At 47.8% G+C, this 14,633-nt stretch carries 16 protein-coding genes; 14 read left to right on the plus strand and 2 right to left on the minus strand.

Annotated features, from left to right (window positions below; translation table 11 throughout):
- The first annotated feature begins 202 nt into the window (after positions 1 to 202).
- From C3B52_RS29530 to ytfJ, 13 genes are all read left to right on the plus strand, one after another.
- On the plus strand, positions 203 to 853 hold the full coding sequence (locus C3B52_RS29530; protein ID WP_103109931.1) for a TerC family protein: 651 nt from the start codon (positions 203 to 205) through the stop codon (positions 851 to 853).
- A 71-nt stretch (positions 854 to 924) separates the two neighbouring features.
- Positions 925 to 1,512: a YkoP family protein gene (locus C3B52_RS29535; protein WP_103109932.1), complete on the plus strand. Its 588-nt coding sequence runs from the start codon at positions 925 to 927 to the stop codon at positions 1,510 to 1,512.
- Entirely contained in the window at positions 1,512 to 2,633 is a 1,122-nt protein-coding gene (locus tag C3B52_RS29540) for an MGDG synthase family glycosyltransferase (RefSeq protein WP_103109933.1), read from the plus strand. The genes C3B52_RS29535 and C3B52_RS29540 overlap by 1 nt, the downstream gene beginning before the upstream one ends.
- Before the next feature lie 95 nt (positions 2,634 to 2,728).
- Positions 2,729 to 2,935: an alpha/beta-type small acid-soluble spore protein gene (locus tag C3B52_RS29545; RefSeq protein ID WP_103109934.1), complete on the plus strand. Its 207-nt coding sequence runs from the start codon at positions 2,729 to 2,731 to the stop codon at positions 2,933 to 2,935.
- 152 nt (positions 2,936 to 3,087) lie between these two features.
- Positions 3,088 to 3,294, plus strand: a complete 207-nt coding sequence (locus C3B52_RS29550; protein ID WP_049738220.1) for a DUF1657 domain-containing protein — start codon at positions 3,088 to 3,090, stop codon at positions 3,292 to 3,294.
- A 69-nt stretch (positions 3,295 to 3,363) separates the two neighbouring features.
- Positions 3,364 to 4,224 carry a DUF421 domain-containing protein gene (locus tag C3B52_RS29555; RefSeq protein ID WP_103109935.1) on the plus strand — a complete coding sequence of 287 codons (861 nt, stop codon included), beginning with the start codon at positions 3,364 to 3,366 and terminating at the stop codon, positions 4,222 to 4,224.
- Positions 4,225 to 4,242: 18 nt separating this feature from the next.
- Positions 4,243 to 4,716 carry a stage V sporulation protein AC gene (gene spoVAC / locus C3B52_RS29560; protein WP_103109936.1) on the plus strand — a complete coding sequence of 158 codons (474 nt, stop codon included), beginning with the start codon at positions 4,243 to 4,245 and terminating at the stop codon, positions 4,714 to 4,716.
- A gap of 3 nt (positions 4,717 to 4,719) precedes the next feature.
- Complete coding sequence (gene spoVAD, locus C3B52_RS29565) at positions 4,720 to 5,724, plus strand: stage V sporulation protein AD (RefSeq protein ID WP_103109937.1); 1,005 nt, start codon at positions 4,720 to 4,722, stop codon at positions 5,722 to 5,724.
- 15 nt (positions 5,725 to 5,739) lie between these two features.
- Positions 5,740 to 6,090 carry a stage V sporulation protein AE gene (spoVAE, locus tag C3B52_RS29570; protein ID WP_103109938.1) on the plus strand — a complete coding sequence of 117 codons (351 nt, stop codon included), beginning with the start codon at positions 5,740 to 5,742 and terminating at the stop codon, positions 6,088 to 6,090.
- Between the two features lie 102 nt (positions 6,091 to 6,192).
- Positions 6,193 to 6,840, plus strand: a complete 648-nt coding sequence (gene sleB / locus C3B52_RS29575; RefSeq protein ID WP_103109939.1) for a spore cortex-lytic enzyme — start codon at positions 6,193 to 6,195, stop codon at positions 6,838 to 6,840.
- Between the two features lie 160 nt (positions 6,841 to 7,000).
- Positions 7,001 to 7,969, plus strand: a complete 969-nt coding sequence (locus tag C3B52_RS29580; protein WP_103109940.1) for an S-layer homology domain-containing protein — start codon at positions 7,001 to 7,003, stop codon at positions 7,967 to 7,969.
- A 76-nt stretch (positions 7,970 to 8,045) separates the two neighbouring features.
- A complete protein-coding gene (locus C3B52_RS29585; protein ID WP_235615899.1) occupies positions 8,046 to 8,699 on the plus strand; it encodes a DUF2953 domain-containing protein in 654 nt (217 codons plus the stop codon).
- A gap of 101 nt (positions 8,700 to 8,800) precedes the next feature.
- On the plus strand, positions 8,801 to 9,259 hold the full coding sequence (gene ytfJ, locus C3B52_RS29590; protein WP_103109942.1) for a GerW family sporulation protein: 459 nt from the start codon (positions 8,801 to 8,803) through the stop codon (positions 9,257 to 9,259).
- Positions 9,260 to 9,310: 51 nt separating this feature from the next.
- Here ytfJ and C3B52_RS29595 read toward each other — a convergent pair whose 3' ends face one another.
- Positions 9,311 to 10,561 (minus strand): flagellar cap protein FliD N-terminal domain-containing protein, encoded by a 1,251-nt coding sequence (locus C3B52_RS29595; RefSeq protein ID WP_103109943.1) that lies wholly within the window; start codon positions 10,559 to 10,561, stop codon positions 9,311 to 9,313.
- Between the two features lie 64 nt (positions 10,562 to 10,625).
- On the minus strand, positions 10,626 to 14,072 hold the full coding sequence (gene pyc / locus C3B52_RS29600) for a pyruvate carboxylase (protein ID WP_103109944.1): 3,447 nt from the start codon (positions 14,070 to 14,072) through the stop codon (positions 10,626 to 10,628).
- A gap of 115 nt (positions 14,073 to 14,187) precedes the next feature.
- On the opposite strand from pyc, the gene C3B52_RS29605 reads away from it, so the two are divergent.
- Positions 14,188 to 14,622, plus strand: a complete 435-nt coding sequence (locus C3B52_RS29605; RefSeq protein WP_103109945.1) for a gamma-glutamylcyclotransferase family protein — start codon at positions 14,188 to 14,190, stop codon at positions 14,620 to 14,622.
- Positions 14,623 to 14,633: the final 11 nt, after the last annotated feature.

Genomic DNA, 14,633 nt, shown 5'->3' on the forward strand with positions numbered 1-14,633 from the left:
CCCACTAAAATCGTAAAGGAAAAGGGATAGGGAAGACAAGGTATAAATTGCCCTTTTTAGCAATAAAAAGTTTTTTGCTGAAACTTTTTATCTACAAAATCTGCCGAAAAACGCCTTATTTCGGAAAAATATTTAATCATGAGTCCGATTCTAGTCGCATAAAGTAGAATGGACAGACTTTTGGTGGACCAGGGAGGCGGAGATGGAGGAGCATTTTTGGCTGGGACTGGTGCATATTTTCATGATTGATTTGGTCCTGAGCAGCGATAACGCGATCGTAATTGGGATGGCCTGTCGGGGGCTGCCGAAGAAGGAACGAGGAAAGGCAGTATTATATGGAACGCTGCTGGCAGTCATGCTGAGAATCCTTTTGACTTCAATGACAACCTGGATGCTAGATATTCCTCTAGTAAAAGCAGTAGGCGGGATGCTGTTGCTGTGGATTGCGTGCAAGCTGATGATGGGCGAGCAGGAGGAAATGACTGAAATCTCTCAAAACCAAACAGTAGGTCAAGCTGTGAGGACGATTTTGCTCGCTGACTTTGTGATGAGCCTGGATAATGTACTGGCTGTAGGCGGCGCTGCACATGGAGATTTGCGACTCGTCATTTTGGGATTGGTTATGAGTATTCCGCTCTTGATGTGGGGAAGTGCTTGGGTAGCTCGTCTCATGAACCGTTTCCGCAGCTTAGTGATCATCGGGGGAGGCATGCTCGCATTTACGGCAGTTGATATGTGTCTGGAGGATCCGTACATGTGGAAATGGATCAATCCATTCATGTTGAATCATATTTGGTTGCCTGTCATTGTTGCTGGACTGGTCATGCTGTGGGGACGCATGAAAAGAGCGTGAACAGGTAATGAGGAACTACTGTTATAGGGCATACTACAAAGAAAACGAGGCAAGAAAGGAACCGGTTGCAGATGAATACAAGCCTCTTGATGCTGTGGGGATTCTGGGATGAAATCTATCAACGCTGTACCCGGCTCAAGTATATTGAAAAAGGAAACAATATTTTCCGTATCGTTCCTTTGCGTTATCGTGGAGAATCATTGGTAACTGCAGATGGTCAGAGCATTCACAAGGGAGATCTGATTGTAAAGATACATATCCACAACTACTACTTTGCTACCTTGTGTAATGGAGTAAAGGATGAGCTTCGTATGGCATTATTGCTACGGCGTCATATTATGCAATCATTGCCCAAGCTGGCTGCCTATTTGGAAGGGATGAATAATCGGGAAGAAATTAAAGGGATTGTCGGGACAACCATGCTGCATAAAGGGGTTCAGCCCTTGGGTTTTTCCATCTCTGATGTACCGATGAACACCTTGTTCCGTTTCAAGCGGTGGTATTTGCACTTATTGATTCGTCTCATTCATCCAGATGGCAAGCGCAGGGTGCAGACACGGAGGCAGGAGATACCGTTAAAACGGGTGTACATGTCAAAAGAGCACTTATTAAGCCGTTATGGTTCTAATAGCAATGAGCCTACAGGAGAATTGTTCTAATGGCAAAACGATTCCTGTTAGTTACCGAAGAATGGGCAGGCAGTGGCCACCGAATGGCCGCGGAGGCACTACATGAAGTGCTGGACTCACATGAAGGCATAGAACGATCGAGAATAGTAGGGGGATTAACCACGGCCAGTCCCGCTTTACGGGAGCTGTCCCGTTTTTTTTATCTAAGCATGCTCCGCTATGGCAGGCCCATGTGGCAACGAATATACGAGCAAGACCGTCTCTTTGGGACGATACTGAAAATGCCGCTTGGCTGGTGGCTTTCCAGGCGCCTGGAGAACACCCTAATAGACATAGAAAACCCGGATGTCGTAATTGCCACACATGCCTACTGCTTATCGGCACTAGCTCAATCCAAGCAAAGGATGGATAAGCCATTCCATTTGGTCAGCATACCTACTGACTATCATTTAAACCGGTTTTGGGTGCATCCAGAAATCGACACGTATATAGTCGCTCATCAACAGATTGCGGATCGGCTTATTCGCTCGTACCAGGTACACGCCAGCAAAATACAAGTTCTCGGTATTCCCATACGCTCAGCGTTTACTACGGCTGCAAAAGTAGAAAAGAGCATTTGGAAAAAACAGCTTGGTCTAGAAGAGCAATTTACCGTTCTCGTATGCGGTGGGGAAGGTGGTTATGGGAGAATAGCTGAGGTCATGAAGGCACTTGCCAAAGAGATGGAGCCCCTCCAATTGATCGTGATTACCGGAAAAAACGAGAAGCTGTATGAAGAATTGCAAGGATTGACTGGCAAGTATCCTTCTACCCACCGTATCTTACTGAGGAAATTCGAAGCACAAATGTGGCAATGGATCGGAGCAGCGGATGTATACATAACCAAGCCAGGTGGAATTAGCTGTGCAGAAGCAATGGCACTGCGGACACCGTTGCTTCTTTATCAGCCCTTGCCGGGACAGGAGAGGGAAAACTCTTCCTTTTTGCTTGATCAAAAGGCTGCGGTTCTTGCTAATGACACGGAGGATATCAGGACATGGATCAGACATTGGCGAAATCAGAAGCAACGCGACAAGATCATTGAGCAGATGGAGCAGGTGCGGCGTCCAGAAGCAGCTCGGGAAATAGCAGAGTACTTACTTCATATGTAATACGTAAATTTGGAAATGAGAAAAAGAAAAAAGTACGAATGAACAATCCAAGCTTCACACATATTAAACTTACCAACGACGAGGAGGTGATAGAGATGGCTAACAACAACAACGGTTCCAGCAACAACCTTTTGGTACCTCAAGCTAACCAAGCGCTGGACCAACTGAAATACGAAATCGCTTCTGAATTCGGCGTTCAGCTTGGCCCTGACACTACTTCCCGTCAAAACGGTTCTGTTGGAGGAGAGATCACAAAACGTCTTGTCTCCTTCGCTGAACAACAATTGGCTGGACGTGGCTAATTGAATACGCTGGATGAGGAAAGGCACCTGCGGGTGTCTTTCCTTTTGTTCATGAATGAATATGGTAAAATTTTACAAGAAAACTTTGTAAACAAACAAGAATAAATTACGGTCAACGGTACGAATCTATATGTGTCAGGAGGTGAAGGGACATGACCGTATCAGCACAAGTGAAGCAAGCTCTTGCCAGCTTGAAAGGTGCACAAGCTGACCTGGAGACATTTGCGCTTAGCACGCAAAACCAGCAAGCGAAGCAACTGTACACACAAGCGGCGGAACAAACCCAGACGATTGTAAACAACCTGCAACAACGGGTAACAGAGCTGGAAAACGAAGAGCCGCAGTACAAAGGATTCTAGGGAATGGCAAAAGGGGGAGAGGGTCTCCCCTCTCTTCTCGCTTTTCCTCATGGCTGATGGAGGTGGATTATGCCTGACTGGCTGAACATAGCACTACGAACAATTGGCGCTTTGGTGTATTTATTTATCCTCACGAAAATCATTGGAAAAAGACAGATCAAGCAACTTACATACATCGAGTATATCGTCGGTATCACGATTGGTTCCATTGCTGCTTTCATGGCAACGGAAATGGACGGCCCAGCTTATCACAGCTTGATCGCGATGGGTATTTTTGCACTCTTTCCGGTTGTAATGGAATGGCTTTCTCTCAAAAGCAAAAAACTTCGTGATTTTTTCGAAGGCAAATCAACGGTCCTCATCAAGGAAGGAAAAATTTTAGAAGACAACCTGAAAAAGGAACGTTTGACGGCGGAATATTTAATGGAGCAGCTGCGAATCAAAAACGTGTATAAAATAGCCGACGTAGAATTTGCCCTCATGGAAACAAGCGGTGAAATCAGTGTCCTGCTCAAGTCACAGAATCAGCCCATTACTCCCAAGCTTATGGAATGGTCCGTAGCCCCCGTGGAAGAGGGACAAGTAATCATCATGGATGGCGTCATTATGGACGAGCCGTTGGCGACAGCAGGTCTTAATCGCAGGTGGGTGAGAACCGAGCTGCAAAAAGCAGGAGTGGCTCTTGAAAATGTTTTTCTTGCTCAGGTAGACAAAGGTGGAGAGCTGTACCTGGATCTGTATGACGACAAAATTAAGGTGCCACAGGCGCAAGCGATGAAGCAAACCTTTGCCACTTTGAAAAAATGTCAGGCGGATCTGGAGCTGTTCGCTTTGGATACAAAAAATGAACGAATGAAGCTGTGTTACCAACGAGATTCGGAAGAGCTGCAAGACGTAATCGATCAAGTAAAGCCGTTTCTGATACGGTAACCAAGGAGTGAAGAGAAGTTGGCCGACCAGAAAAAGAAAAAATTGACACCCGTGCAGCAGGAATACCAGCAGCTAGCAAAAGGACATGAACCGCCTAGACCGCTTCTGCGCAATTTCATTCGTGCGTTTTTAGTAGGGGGTGTCATTTGTTTCATCGGGCAAGGGATACAGGAGCTGTTCATCCAATACTTTGACTTCACGGAGAAGACAGCAGGCAATCCGACAGTAGCCGTATTAATTCTCATCTCCGCTCTTTTAACCGGATTCGGGTTGTATGATCGTATTGCACAATGGGCGGGCGCAGGAACAAGTGTCCCAGTAACCGGATTTGCAAACTCGATTGCCTCAGCCGCCATTGAGCACCGGAGTGAGGGATATGTTCTCGGGGTTGGCGGGAACATGTTCAAATTAGCGGGCTCAGTTATCGTTTTCGGGGTCGCGGCAGCATTCGTCATCGGGTTGATAAAAACGTTGTTCCTGATGGGAGGATAAGCGATGCGCCAGGGTCATCAGTCTTGGGTCTTTGCCACAAGGCCAGTCATAGTCGGTAGGGCGGCGATTGGTGGGCCGTTCGAGGCCAAGGGACCGTTGGCAGAGGATTTTGATACACTGCATGGGGATTTGATGCTCGGCCAAGACAGCTGGGAGAAGGCAGAAAGAGTGCTAATGGAGGAAGCGTGCACCAAGGCAATCGAGAAGGCTGGCGTACAAAAAGAAAAGATCGACTTCCTTTTAGCCGGCGATTTGATGAACCAGATTATTTCAGCCAGCTTTTCGGCGCGTACGCTCTCCATTCCTTTTCTAGGTCTGTTCGGTGCTTGCTCTACTGCGATGGAAGGGTTGGCGTTGGCAGCGCTTATGGTAGACAGCAAAGCGGCCGATTACGTAGTCGCAGCAACTGGAAGTCATAATGGAGCTGCAGAGAAGCAGTATCGGTATCCAACCGAGTACGGCTCACAGAAGCCGCCAACGGCACAATGGACAGTGACGGGGGCAGGTGCAGCCGTCGTAGCTAATCAGGGAACAGGGCTGCGTATTCAATCAGCTACCATCGGTCATGTGGTGGACATGGGAATGACAGATCCATTTAACATGGGAGCTGCGATGGCACCGGCTGCCCTTTCGACCATTGAAACGCATTTCCGGGACTTAGGACTCGCTCACGATCATTATGACTTGGTAGTTACCGGGGACCTCGGAAGAACGGGACATTCCATTTTGTCTGAGCTGCTTCCCAAGCATAATGTGCATGTTCCACTCGAGAGGTATAACGATTGCGGCAAGCTCATTTATGGTGAAAATCCCAATGTTTGGTCAGGCGGTAGCGGCTGTGGCTGCGTTGCAACGGTCACCTATGGCCACTTATTGAACCGTTTGCAGGCTGGCGAGTGGAAACGGATCTTGGTGGTAGCGACAGGTGCATTGTTATCACCTATCTCTTATCAGCAAGGAGAGAGTATTCCTTGCATTGCTCATGCCGTAGCCATTGAAGCAGAGTAGCTTGGAGGTGACATCATGACGTTTTTATGGGCGTTTTTAGTCGGAGGAATTATTTGTCTGATTGGGCAATTTCTCATGGATGTAGTAAAGCTGACACCTGCGCATACCATGTCGTCACTTGTTGTCGCCGGAGCTGTTCTGGATGGCATTGGGGTGTATGAGCCGTTGATCGATTTTGCCGGGGCTGGAGCGACTGTTCCCATTACCAGCTTTGGAAACGCACTCGTGCATGGAGCCATGGCCGAAGCCGAGCAGAATGGAGTTATTGGTATTGTTACCGGGATTTTTGAGGTGACAAGTGCAGGGATTTCTGCTGCCATCGTGTTTGGTTTCATCATGGCGCTCATTTTCAAGCCAAAAGGATAATCCAGGATTGAGTATCGCTATTTCTTGCCTGTACTACCAATAACATTGAATTGAACCTGCTTTCACCAACTTGTAGAATGGGTGCTTGAGGAGGGGATGTTCATGTGGTTCCATAAAAAAACGCTGACGACCCTACTGATGGCCATTTTGACCATAGCATTTGTACTGCCGACGAATTCACTCGCAGCTCCTTTACTGCAAAGGGGAAGCGAGAATGGCGATGTATGGGATCTACAATATCGGTTGCAAATCCTAGGATTCTATCAAGACAGCTTGGATGGCAGCTATGGAGGAAACACTTATCAGGCCGTCAGAAAGTTTCAGAAAGCATATGGATTGACTGTTGATGGGATAGCAGGGAATCAGACGTGGAGCAAGCTAAAGAAAGTTTCTGTGAATCGTTCGGAAATGCAAATGCTCGCGCAGCTCGTATACTCAGAAGCGCGTGGAGAGGCATTTGAGGGACAGGTAGCGGTTGCGGCAGTTGCAATGAATCGCGTGCAATCGGAAACTTTTCCGAACACACTGAGTGGCGTGATTTTTGAACCGTACGCGTTTACCGCTATTGATGATGGGCAATTCTGGTTGACTCCTAACAAATCAGCTTACAAGGCAGCATGGGAAGCTGTACGCGGATGGGACCCAACCAATGGTGCTCTCTACTACTTCAACCCGGATACCGCAACTTCTAGCTGGATCTGGTCACGCCCGCAAATCAAGCGTATCGGTAAGCATATCTTCGCTCGATAACAGAAAATGAAAATCGACTCCCTTGAATCTGGCTTAACGCTGTGGTTCAGGGGTTTTTTATTTGATCAACCAAGCATTGGGAAGAATTGTGCATTGTTTTCTGAAAGTGGTTCGGTAAAATGGAAAAAAGGTTACAAACCGATGACAACGGAGGTTGATGATGAAGAAGATGCTGATCCTGGCCTCTCTGGTCGTCCTGACGCTTGTAGGGACACCAGCCGTAGAGGCGGAGACAAACACGAATACCGCAACACCTTATGCTGATATTGCAGGACATTGGGCCGAAAAAGAAATTGAGAAATGTTACATAGCGGGTGCAGTAGGTCCATCTGAAGATTTTCGACCAGATGAAGCTGTGACACGCATAGAGCTGTTGACGATGTTTGTGAAGGCAAAGGGAATTGAGCCAGTGCAAACAAATCAGTCGTCATTTAAAGACATACCTGCAGATAGCTGGATGACGCCATATGCTGAAATTGCTTACCGTTTAGGCATCGTTCATGGACAAAAGCAGGGGAAGGACCTTTACTTACATCCAAACGACCCCGTTCAAAGGGAGGAGCTCGTATCTATGCTCGTTCGCTCTGCGGGGGATAGTGGAGTCGTCAATCAGCTGAAATGGTCAACGACGATCCAAGCCTTGGCTAAGTACCCTGATGGGGAGCGCGTACAGGAAGTGTATCAGCGCCCATACGTTTATGCACTCCAGAATGGGCTGATGAATGCTTATGCGGATGGCAGCTTGCAGCCGCAAAAACAGATGACACGGGCTGAAGCGGCGACCTATGCAGCCTTTCATCTTTTAACAGGAAAAACGAGCGAGCAAAAGACATTGGCAAACGGAACTGCTTTTAAGCAGACGATGACTGTGCAGACGACTGCGTACAGTTATCCCGATGATAAAATTTTGTCCTATCTGGAATATCCGCTCAGAGAAGGTGTTGTTGCAGTGGATCCAAAGGTCATTCCTTTGGGGAGTCATCTGTACATCGAAGGCTACGGATATGCAGTAGCAGCTGATATCGGTGGAGCTGTCAAAAACAATCACATCGATCTCTATTTGCCTACTGTAAATGAGGCACAAAATTACGGGCTGAAAAAAGGAGTCCAAGTCTTTTTGCTTGATTAAGATAAGTGATAAACATATTTCCTACTCTTTCCACTCATACTAACGTGGAAGGGGTGGGATTTTTTTGTGGATCTGGTTGCTAATAGCATGTATCGTTTTGGTGATCATATTGTTGATCACGCCGGTAAAAATAACACTGTATTACGATCGAGCGGGAGAAAATGATCAGCTTGTATTTGAACTGTCTGTCTGGTTTGGGCTGTTCCATAGAAAATATGACATCCCCATTTTGTTTTTGAAGCAGACAAAGGGCGGACCACAGGTAGTAGCCAAGGTGGAAACGATACAGGGTGGAAATAAAGTAAGAGATACCGTCCGCGATTTTACGCGCAGACAAGCAAAAAAGTGGTATCACAACTACCGCGATGTACTAAAAAAAGTACGTGATTTACAGCCTTTATTTAATCAGTTCTCCAAGCATATTCGCTGTTCGTATTTGGAGTGGCATACGCAAATGGGAACAGGACAAGCTGCAGAAACAGGGGCTTTGACTGGTATCATCTGGGGAGTAAAGACGATGATCATTGGAGTCCTATCGCATACGATTTCCCTACATGCCATGCCTCGTATGAGTGTGCAGCCCGTCTGGAATCAGGCATTGATCCAAACGCGCTTTCAATGTGTGCTCCATTTTTACCTCGGGTATCTGCTCATTACGATGCTGAGAATGGGACTGCGCCTCAGAAAAACGAGGGAGCACAAATGGCAAACGAGAACATCCGAAGCTTGAATGCGCATGTAGGCTCTTCTGGAAAAAATGCTTGCCTGTACATGCTCTGAATTTGTTGTGGGTATGTTAATAGATGAGCATGAGTGAAAGGAGGAGCATACATGGCAGACCACCCGATTCAAGGATTAATGCGGACAGCAATGGAAAATCTGAAACAGATGGTCGATGTGAATACAATCATTGGAGATCCGGTTGAGACTCCAGATGGCAGCGTTATTCTTCCTATATCCAAGGTTGGCTTTGGCTTTGCGGCAGGGGGAAGCGAGTTTCAATATGAGCACCATCACCAAGGAACGATTGGCTATCCATTTGGTGGGGGTAGTGGTGGCGGTGTTTCGATTACTCCTGTAGCCTTTCTGGTTGTTGGGAAGCAAGGAATTCGTTCCATTCCTCTTGAAAATACTACGCATCTGTATGATCGGATTTTGGATTCTGTACCGCAGTTTGTGGAGAAGATGCAGGGCATGTTTGGAAAGCATGAGGAGCCGCAGATTCAAAACACCACCATTATCGCCAAAACGGACGATCATGATCTGGAAGAACTGATGGAACGGGGATAAGTAAAAAGCAAAACAGGTATGCCTATGTTGCTTACAGGCATACCTGTTTTTTTACCACAATACATTCAAAAACAAGCCGGTTTTCGCCACGTGCAAATATTGCATGCTGGAGATCGTAGCAATCGTATACGGATGGGAACCGATGGCCTCATCGTAATACCTGGAAAAGCTACCGAATGGCTTGCTTTGGAGCTCCAGGACTTGTTCACGGAATTGGAGGGACAACCCTTGCATGGCCTCTTTAAAATCGGTGTAGCCCTCTTGAACAGAAGTCACCCATTTTTGTTCATCCAACACAAGTTCTCCAGTTGGCAGCGAACTGATCCCAAAACGGTTCAATACATCGTCAGCGGCTTTTGCAATCCTCTCGAAGGTAGGAAGCTTTTGCATTGCCAGAGTTTCTTCGTTCCGTTCCAAGAAATGATGCATGCTGTTAAAACGATCTACGAGCTTACGGGTATGCTGGAGCAAGCGCTCCAAGTCCGGCTTCACGGTAAGAATGATCGGCTCTGTCCCGGCATTATGGAGAGTAACAACAAGATTATCACTTTCTAGCATGAGTTGGTTCGTTGCTGATGTTTGCACTTTGCCATTTACGTAATAGGTGGCATCTGCGGCATGTGTCACGATATGATCGATTCCGAGTGCGCTAACACTGTTGCCAGACAGATCACGGAGTGTAAAAGCTTGTGCGGCCCCCGTTTTGGTGCTGGTGATGACCAGCGACTGCATGCTCCCGGAGGTTTCAATCCGAGTCGTCAGTCCTGATTGGTTTTGATCCAGCGCTTCCTTCATCCGCGCTAGGCTCTGTTCGGACGTATCACTAGCAACAGAGAAAAAGGAAAGCAGCTCCTCTTTTTCACCTGTTAGCAGAGAAAACTGCTGAAATCCTTCTCGCACCGAGGTAGGTGAAGTCTTCTCCAGCAAACGACCAGCATTGGTTTGTCCATTTGCCAAGCGAATAACATCTATGCGATAGGTAGCAGGCGCGGCCTCCGCATTGACTGTTGCAGTAGCCAAATTAGGCTGTGAGCTGATCGCCAGACGCCTGTTGATCGAGCTGTGTGGGCGCTTGGCATCAAACTCTTTGGCAGTCTGGTCCAGTAAGGCGGAATAACGGTACAGGTGCGACAGCGAATCGGACAGCTCTGTCATCCATTGCTGCTGGCGGGTGTAATAGGGCAGCAGGTTGTAAGCAGAAATCGGGTCTACCGGTGTATTCAGCTTTGCCTGAACCATTTGAAACTGATAACGGCCTACCCGTTGGCTGTATGGGACATAACTGACACGGTTCACTTTCATGATGATCACCTCACCTGCGAACAAGTAGCGTAATGATTGAACTACCTTCCATTATAAACGATGTTTATTCCATTTCAATGAGCAGGTCGCCAGTTTCAATCGCTTCTCCTGCTTTGACATACACGGCTTTGATTTTTCCGTCCATCGGAGCCTGAATGGTGGTTTCCATCTTCATCGCTTCACTTACCAGCAGGTGCTCGCCTTTTCGTACCTTGTCGCCTTCTGAGACGAGTACTTTGAGAACCTTTCCTGGCATCGATGCTCCGAGGTGGGCAGAGTTTTGCGAATCTGCTTTGCGTCTAACGAGCTCCGATACTTTCGCTGACTGATCTCGGACAAAAAGCTCGCGTGGCTGTCCGTTCAGCTCAAAGTAAATGATGCGACGGCCATCAGGATGCAGCTCGCCAATAGCTACAAGCTTGATGATGAGCGTTTTTCCGCGTTCAATGGTAATGGCTGTCTCTTCTCCGGCACGTAGTCCATAGAAGAACGTGGACGTGTTCAAAACAGAGAGATCACCGTATTCCTTCATGCGTTGCTCAAACTGCAGGTACACCTGTGGATACATAATGTAAGAAAGCACATCCAGCTCACTCGGTGCACGCCCGATTTTTTCCTCCAATTCAGAAGCGACCTGGTTAAAATCGACAGGAGAGAGCAATTCACCTGGTCGTGCTGTAAAGGCGTCTCTTCCTTTTAACACGAGCTCCTGCAGCTTTTTAGGGAAGCCACCAGGTGGTTGGCCCAAATAACCTTGGAAGAACTGAATGACAGAGTCAGGGAAGTCGAGGCGTGTGCCTTTTTCCCAAATGTTTTCTTCGTTCAGGTTGTTTTGCACCATAAACAGGGCGAGGTCACCCACTACTTTTGAAGAAGGGGTTACTTTTACAATGTCCCCACACATTTGGTTAACGACAGCATACATGTGTTTCACTTCATCCCAACGGCCTTCCAGCCCGACAGCTTTGGCTTGCTGCTCCAGGTTGGTGTATTGGCCGCCCGGCATTTCATGTACATACACTTCTGTGTTGCTTGCTTTCATGCCGCTTTCAAAGCCTTGGTAGTAAGGACGCACATCTTCCCAGTAGTCGGACAGTTTGTTAAACGATTCGAGAGACAGTCCCGTATCACGCTCAGTATGAGCCAAACTCGCGATCAGACCGTTCAGGCTTGGCTGGGATGTCAGACCGGACATGGAGCTGACGCATGCATCGACGATATCTACGCCGGCTTCAATTGCTTTAAGCAGCATAGCTGCGCCGTTTCCGGAAGTATCATGCGTATGCAGATGAATCGGAATTTCGATCTCTTGTTTCAGCGCGTTGATTAGCTCGTAGGCAGCATAAGGCTTGAGCAGACCAGCCATATCCTTGATTGCGAGGATGTGCGCGCCCGCCTTCTCCAATTCCTTGGCCAGATCAACATAGTAGGAAAGCGTATATTTGGTTTTCGAAGGATCGAGAATATCGCCAGTATAGCAGATAGCTGCTTCCGCTACTTTGCCATTGTTGCGCACGGCTTCGATTGCAGTTTGCATGCCTGGCAACCAGTTCAAGCTATCGAAAATGCGGAACACGTCTACGCCATTTTCTGCAGAAGCTTTGACGAACGAGTGGATGACGTTATCCGGGTAGTTGGTGTAGCCTACGCCGTTTGCTCCGCGGAGTAGCATTTGGAACAGCACATTCGGGATACGCTCACGCAAAATCTGCAATCTCTCCCATGGCGACTCCTGCAAAAAACGCATCGTAGTATCGAACGTAGCACCGCCCCACATTTCCAGTGAGAAGAGTCCAGCTCCGAGCTTGCCCGTCGCTTCTGCTACGGAAGCGAGATCATAGGTCCGTACACGAGTGGCGAACAAAGACTGATGCGCATCGCGGAAGGTCGTATCGGTAACGAGTACCTGCTTTTGCTCCTGAATCCAGCGAACGAGTCCGTCTGCGCCCTGCTTATCCAAAATTTGTTTTGTTCCGTCCGGATACGGCTGGGCAAAAGGTGTTCGCGGGATGCGCGGCGAATCAAAATGCGGCTTTTTATCCAGCTTTTCGAGTCCAGGATAGCCATTGACAATGGTGTTTCCGATGTAAGATAGTAATTTCGTACCGCGATCCTGGCGTCCAGGGAAGATGAACAATTCAGGCTTGGTATCGATAAACGAAGTGTCGTAGCTGCCGCTTAGGAAATCTGGGTGGGTGACCACATTTTCCAGGAATGGCAGGTTAGTTTTTACGCCACGAATACGGAACTCGCGCAGCGTTCTGAGCATTTTCCGTGCTGCCTGATCAAAGCTCGTTCCATAGGTAGAGATTTTGACCAGCAGGGAATCGTAAAATGGGGTAATGATTGCTCCTGGATAACCGTTTCCGCCATCGAGACGTACACCAAAGCCACCACCAGAACGCCATGCTGACAAACGACCAGCATCTGGCAGGAAGTTGTTTTCAGCGTCTTCTGTCGTTACACGGCACTGAATCGCAAAGCCGCTCATTTGAATCTGGCTTTGATCAGCAATGCCGATTTCCTCATCGGACAGAGCATGACCTTCCGCTACGCGAATTTGGGCTTGTACGATGTCGATTCCGGTAATGAGCTCCGTAATTGTATGCTCAACCTGAATTCGAGGATTCACCTCAATGAAATAAAAGCGATTGTCAGGGGTCAGCAAAAATTCAACTGTACCTGCGTTGGAATAACCAGCCTTTTGCATCAGCGTGAGTGCGGATTGGCATATCTCCTCGCGCAGCTTGTCGTCGAGAGAAAGGCTAGGTGCGACCTCAACCACTTTTTGGTGACGACGCTGTACGGAGCAGTCACGTTCGAACAGGTGAACAATGTTGCCGTGGTTGTCGCCGAGAATTTGAACTTCAATATGTTTTGGTTGCTCCAGGTAGCGCTCGAGATACACCTTGGCATTACCAAATGAGGAGCGGGCTTCGGAACGTGCCCGATCAAGTGAATCTTGGAGCTCGTCTTGACTGCGTACGATGCGCATGCCTCGGCCGCCGCCACCGGATACACCCTTGATGATGATTGGATAGCCGTATTCTTTTGCAAAAAGCAGCGCCTCTTGCAAAGTCTCAATCGGCTCAGGCGTACCTGGAATGACAGGAATGTTTGCTTCAATTGCTAGACGTCTTGCTTCTACCTTGTCTCCGAATTTATCAATCAGTTCTGGAGACGGGCCGATGAAGATGATGCCTTCATCCTGGCATCGTTTGGCAAATTCGGCATTCTCGGCAAGGAAGCCGTAGCCGGGGTGAATCGCGTCGATGTCGTTGCGTTTGGCAATCTCAATAATGCTGTCAATGTCCAGATACGCTTCAATAGGCCCCTTACCCGCACCTACCAGATAGGACTCGTCCGCTTTAAAGCGGTGAATAGAAACGTTGTCCTGCTCGGAATACACAGCTACGGTACGGATGCCTAGCTCGGTAGCGGCACGAAAGATTCGGATCGCGATCTCTCCACGGTTCGCTACCAATAAACGATTGATTTTTTTCCCTAGCATGATATTCTCTCCCCCTTGGTCTCCTGCGAGACTAATAAAAATTTTATATATAGTACAAATATACAAAATTTTCTCTACGCAATACACCCTTTTTTACGAAATGGAGTGCAATTCAATGAATTCAGTGCTTCCAATTTTTGTGTATGGCTCTCTTTTGGAAGGTTTTTGGAATTACGAGCAATACATCCGGCCATATGAGCATCGGATTATTCCTGCGGTCATCAAAGGTGAATTGTATCATCTGCCGCCTGGCTATCCGGGTTTGCTTGCAGGAGCTGATGATATTATCGGAGCAGTCGTCTACCTTTCGACGCAAGTATATGAAAAGGCGCTTACTGGTCTCGATGAGCTGGAGGACTTTTATGGAGCAAACGACCCCCGAAATGAGTACGAACGAATGATCGTGCCAGCACGAGTTTTGGATGAAATCGAAAAGGTAGAGAACGTATACGTCTATCGCTACGTAGATGAACAATATATAAAGGAAGAAGGAAAGAGGCTTGCACACGGAAACTGGCGCTATTTCATGCTTGGGAGGCAGGCTGAATAGGGATTGCCCGT

The sequence above is a fragment of the Brevibacillus reuszeri genome (assembly GCF_002897295.1).
In the GTDB taxonomy this organism is placed as follows: Bacteria; Bacillota; Bacilli; order Brevibacillales; family Brevibacillaceae; genus Brevibacillus; species Brevibacillus reuszeri_A.

What these genes read in the sequence shown, in the direction of transcription:
- C3B52_RS29595 (WP_103109943.1), bottom strand. Translation starts at nt 10,561, where the DNA reads ATGAAAGTGAACCGTGTCAGTTATGTCCCATACAGCCAACGGGTAGGC.
- C3B52_RS29530 (WP_103109931.1), top strand. Translation starts at nt 203, where the DNA reads ATGGAGGAGCATTTTTGGCTGGGACTGGTGCATATTTTCATGATTGAT.
- spoVAE (WP_103109938.1), top strand. Translation starts at nt 5,740, where the DNA reads ATGACGTTTTTATGGGCGTTTTTAGTCGGAGGAATTATTTGTCTGATT.
- pyc (WP_103109944.1), bottom strand. Translation starts at nt 14,072, where the DNA reads ATGCTAGGGAAAAAAATCAATCGTTTATTGGTAGCGAACCGTGGAGAG.
- C3B52_RS29555 (WP_103109935.1), top strand. Translation starts at nt 3,364, where the DNA reads ATGCCTGACTGGCTGAACATAGCACTACGAACAATTGGCGCTTTGGTG.
- C3B52_RS29580 (WP_103109940.1), top strand. Translation starts at nt 7,001, where the DNA reads ATGAAGAAGATGCTGATCCTGGCCTCTCTGGTCGTCCTGACGCTTGTA.
- C3B52_RS29545 (WP_103109934.1), top strand. Translation starts at nt 2,729, where the DNA reads ATGGCTAACAACAACAACGGTTCCAGCAACAACCTTTTGGTACCTCAA.
- C3B52_RS29605 (WP_103109945.1), top strand. Translation starts at nt 14,188, where the DNA reads ATGAATTCAGTGCTTCCAATTTTTGTGTATGGCTCTCTTTTGGAAGGT.
- spoVAD (WP_103109937.1), top strand. Translation starts at nt 4,720, where the DNA reads ATGCGCCAGGGTCATCAGTCTTGGGTCTTTGCCACAAGGCCAGTCATA.
- sleB (WP_103109939.1), top strand. Translation starts at nt 6,193, where the DNA reads ATGTGGTTCCATAAAAAAACGCTGACGACCCTACTGATGGCCATTTTG.
- C3B52_RS29535 (WP_103109932.1), top strand. Translation starts at nt 925, where the DNA reads ATGAATACAAGCCTCTTGATGCTGTGGGGATTCTGGGATGAAATCTAT.
- C3B52_RS29540 (WP_103109933.1), top strand. Translation starts at nt 1,512, where the DNA reads ATGGCAAAACGATTCCTGTTAGTTACCGAAGAATGGGCAGGCAGTGGC.
- C3B52_RS29550 (WP_049738220.1), top strand. Translation starts at nt 3,088, where the DNA reads ATGACCGTATCAGCACAAGTGAAGCAAGCTCTTGCCAGCTTGAAAGGT.
- ytfJ (WP_103109942.1), top strand. Translation starts at nt 8,801, where the DNA reads ATGGCAGACCACCCGATTCAAGGATTAATGCGGACAGCAATGGAAAAT.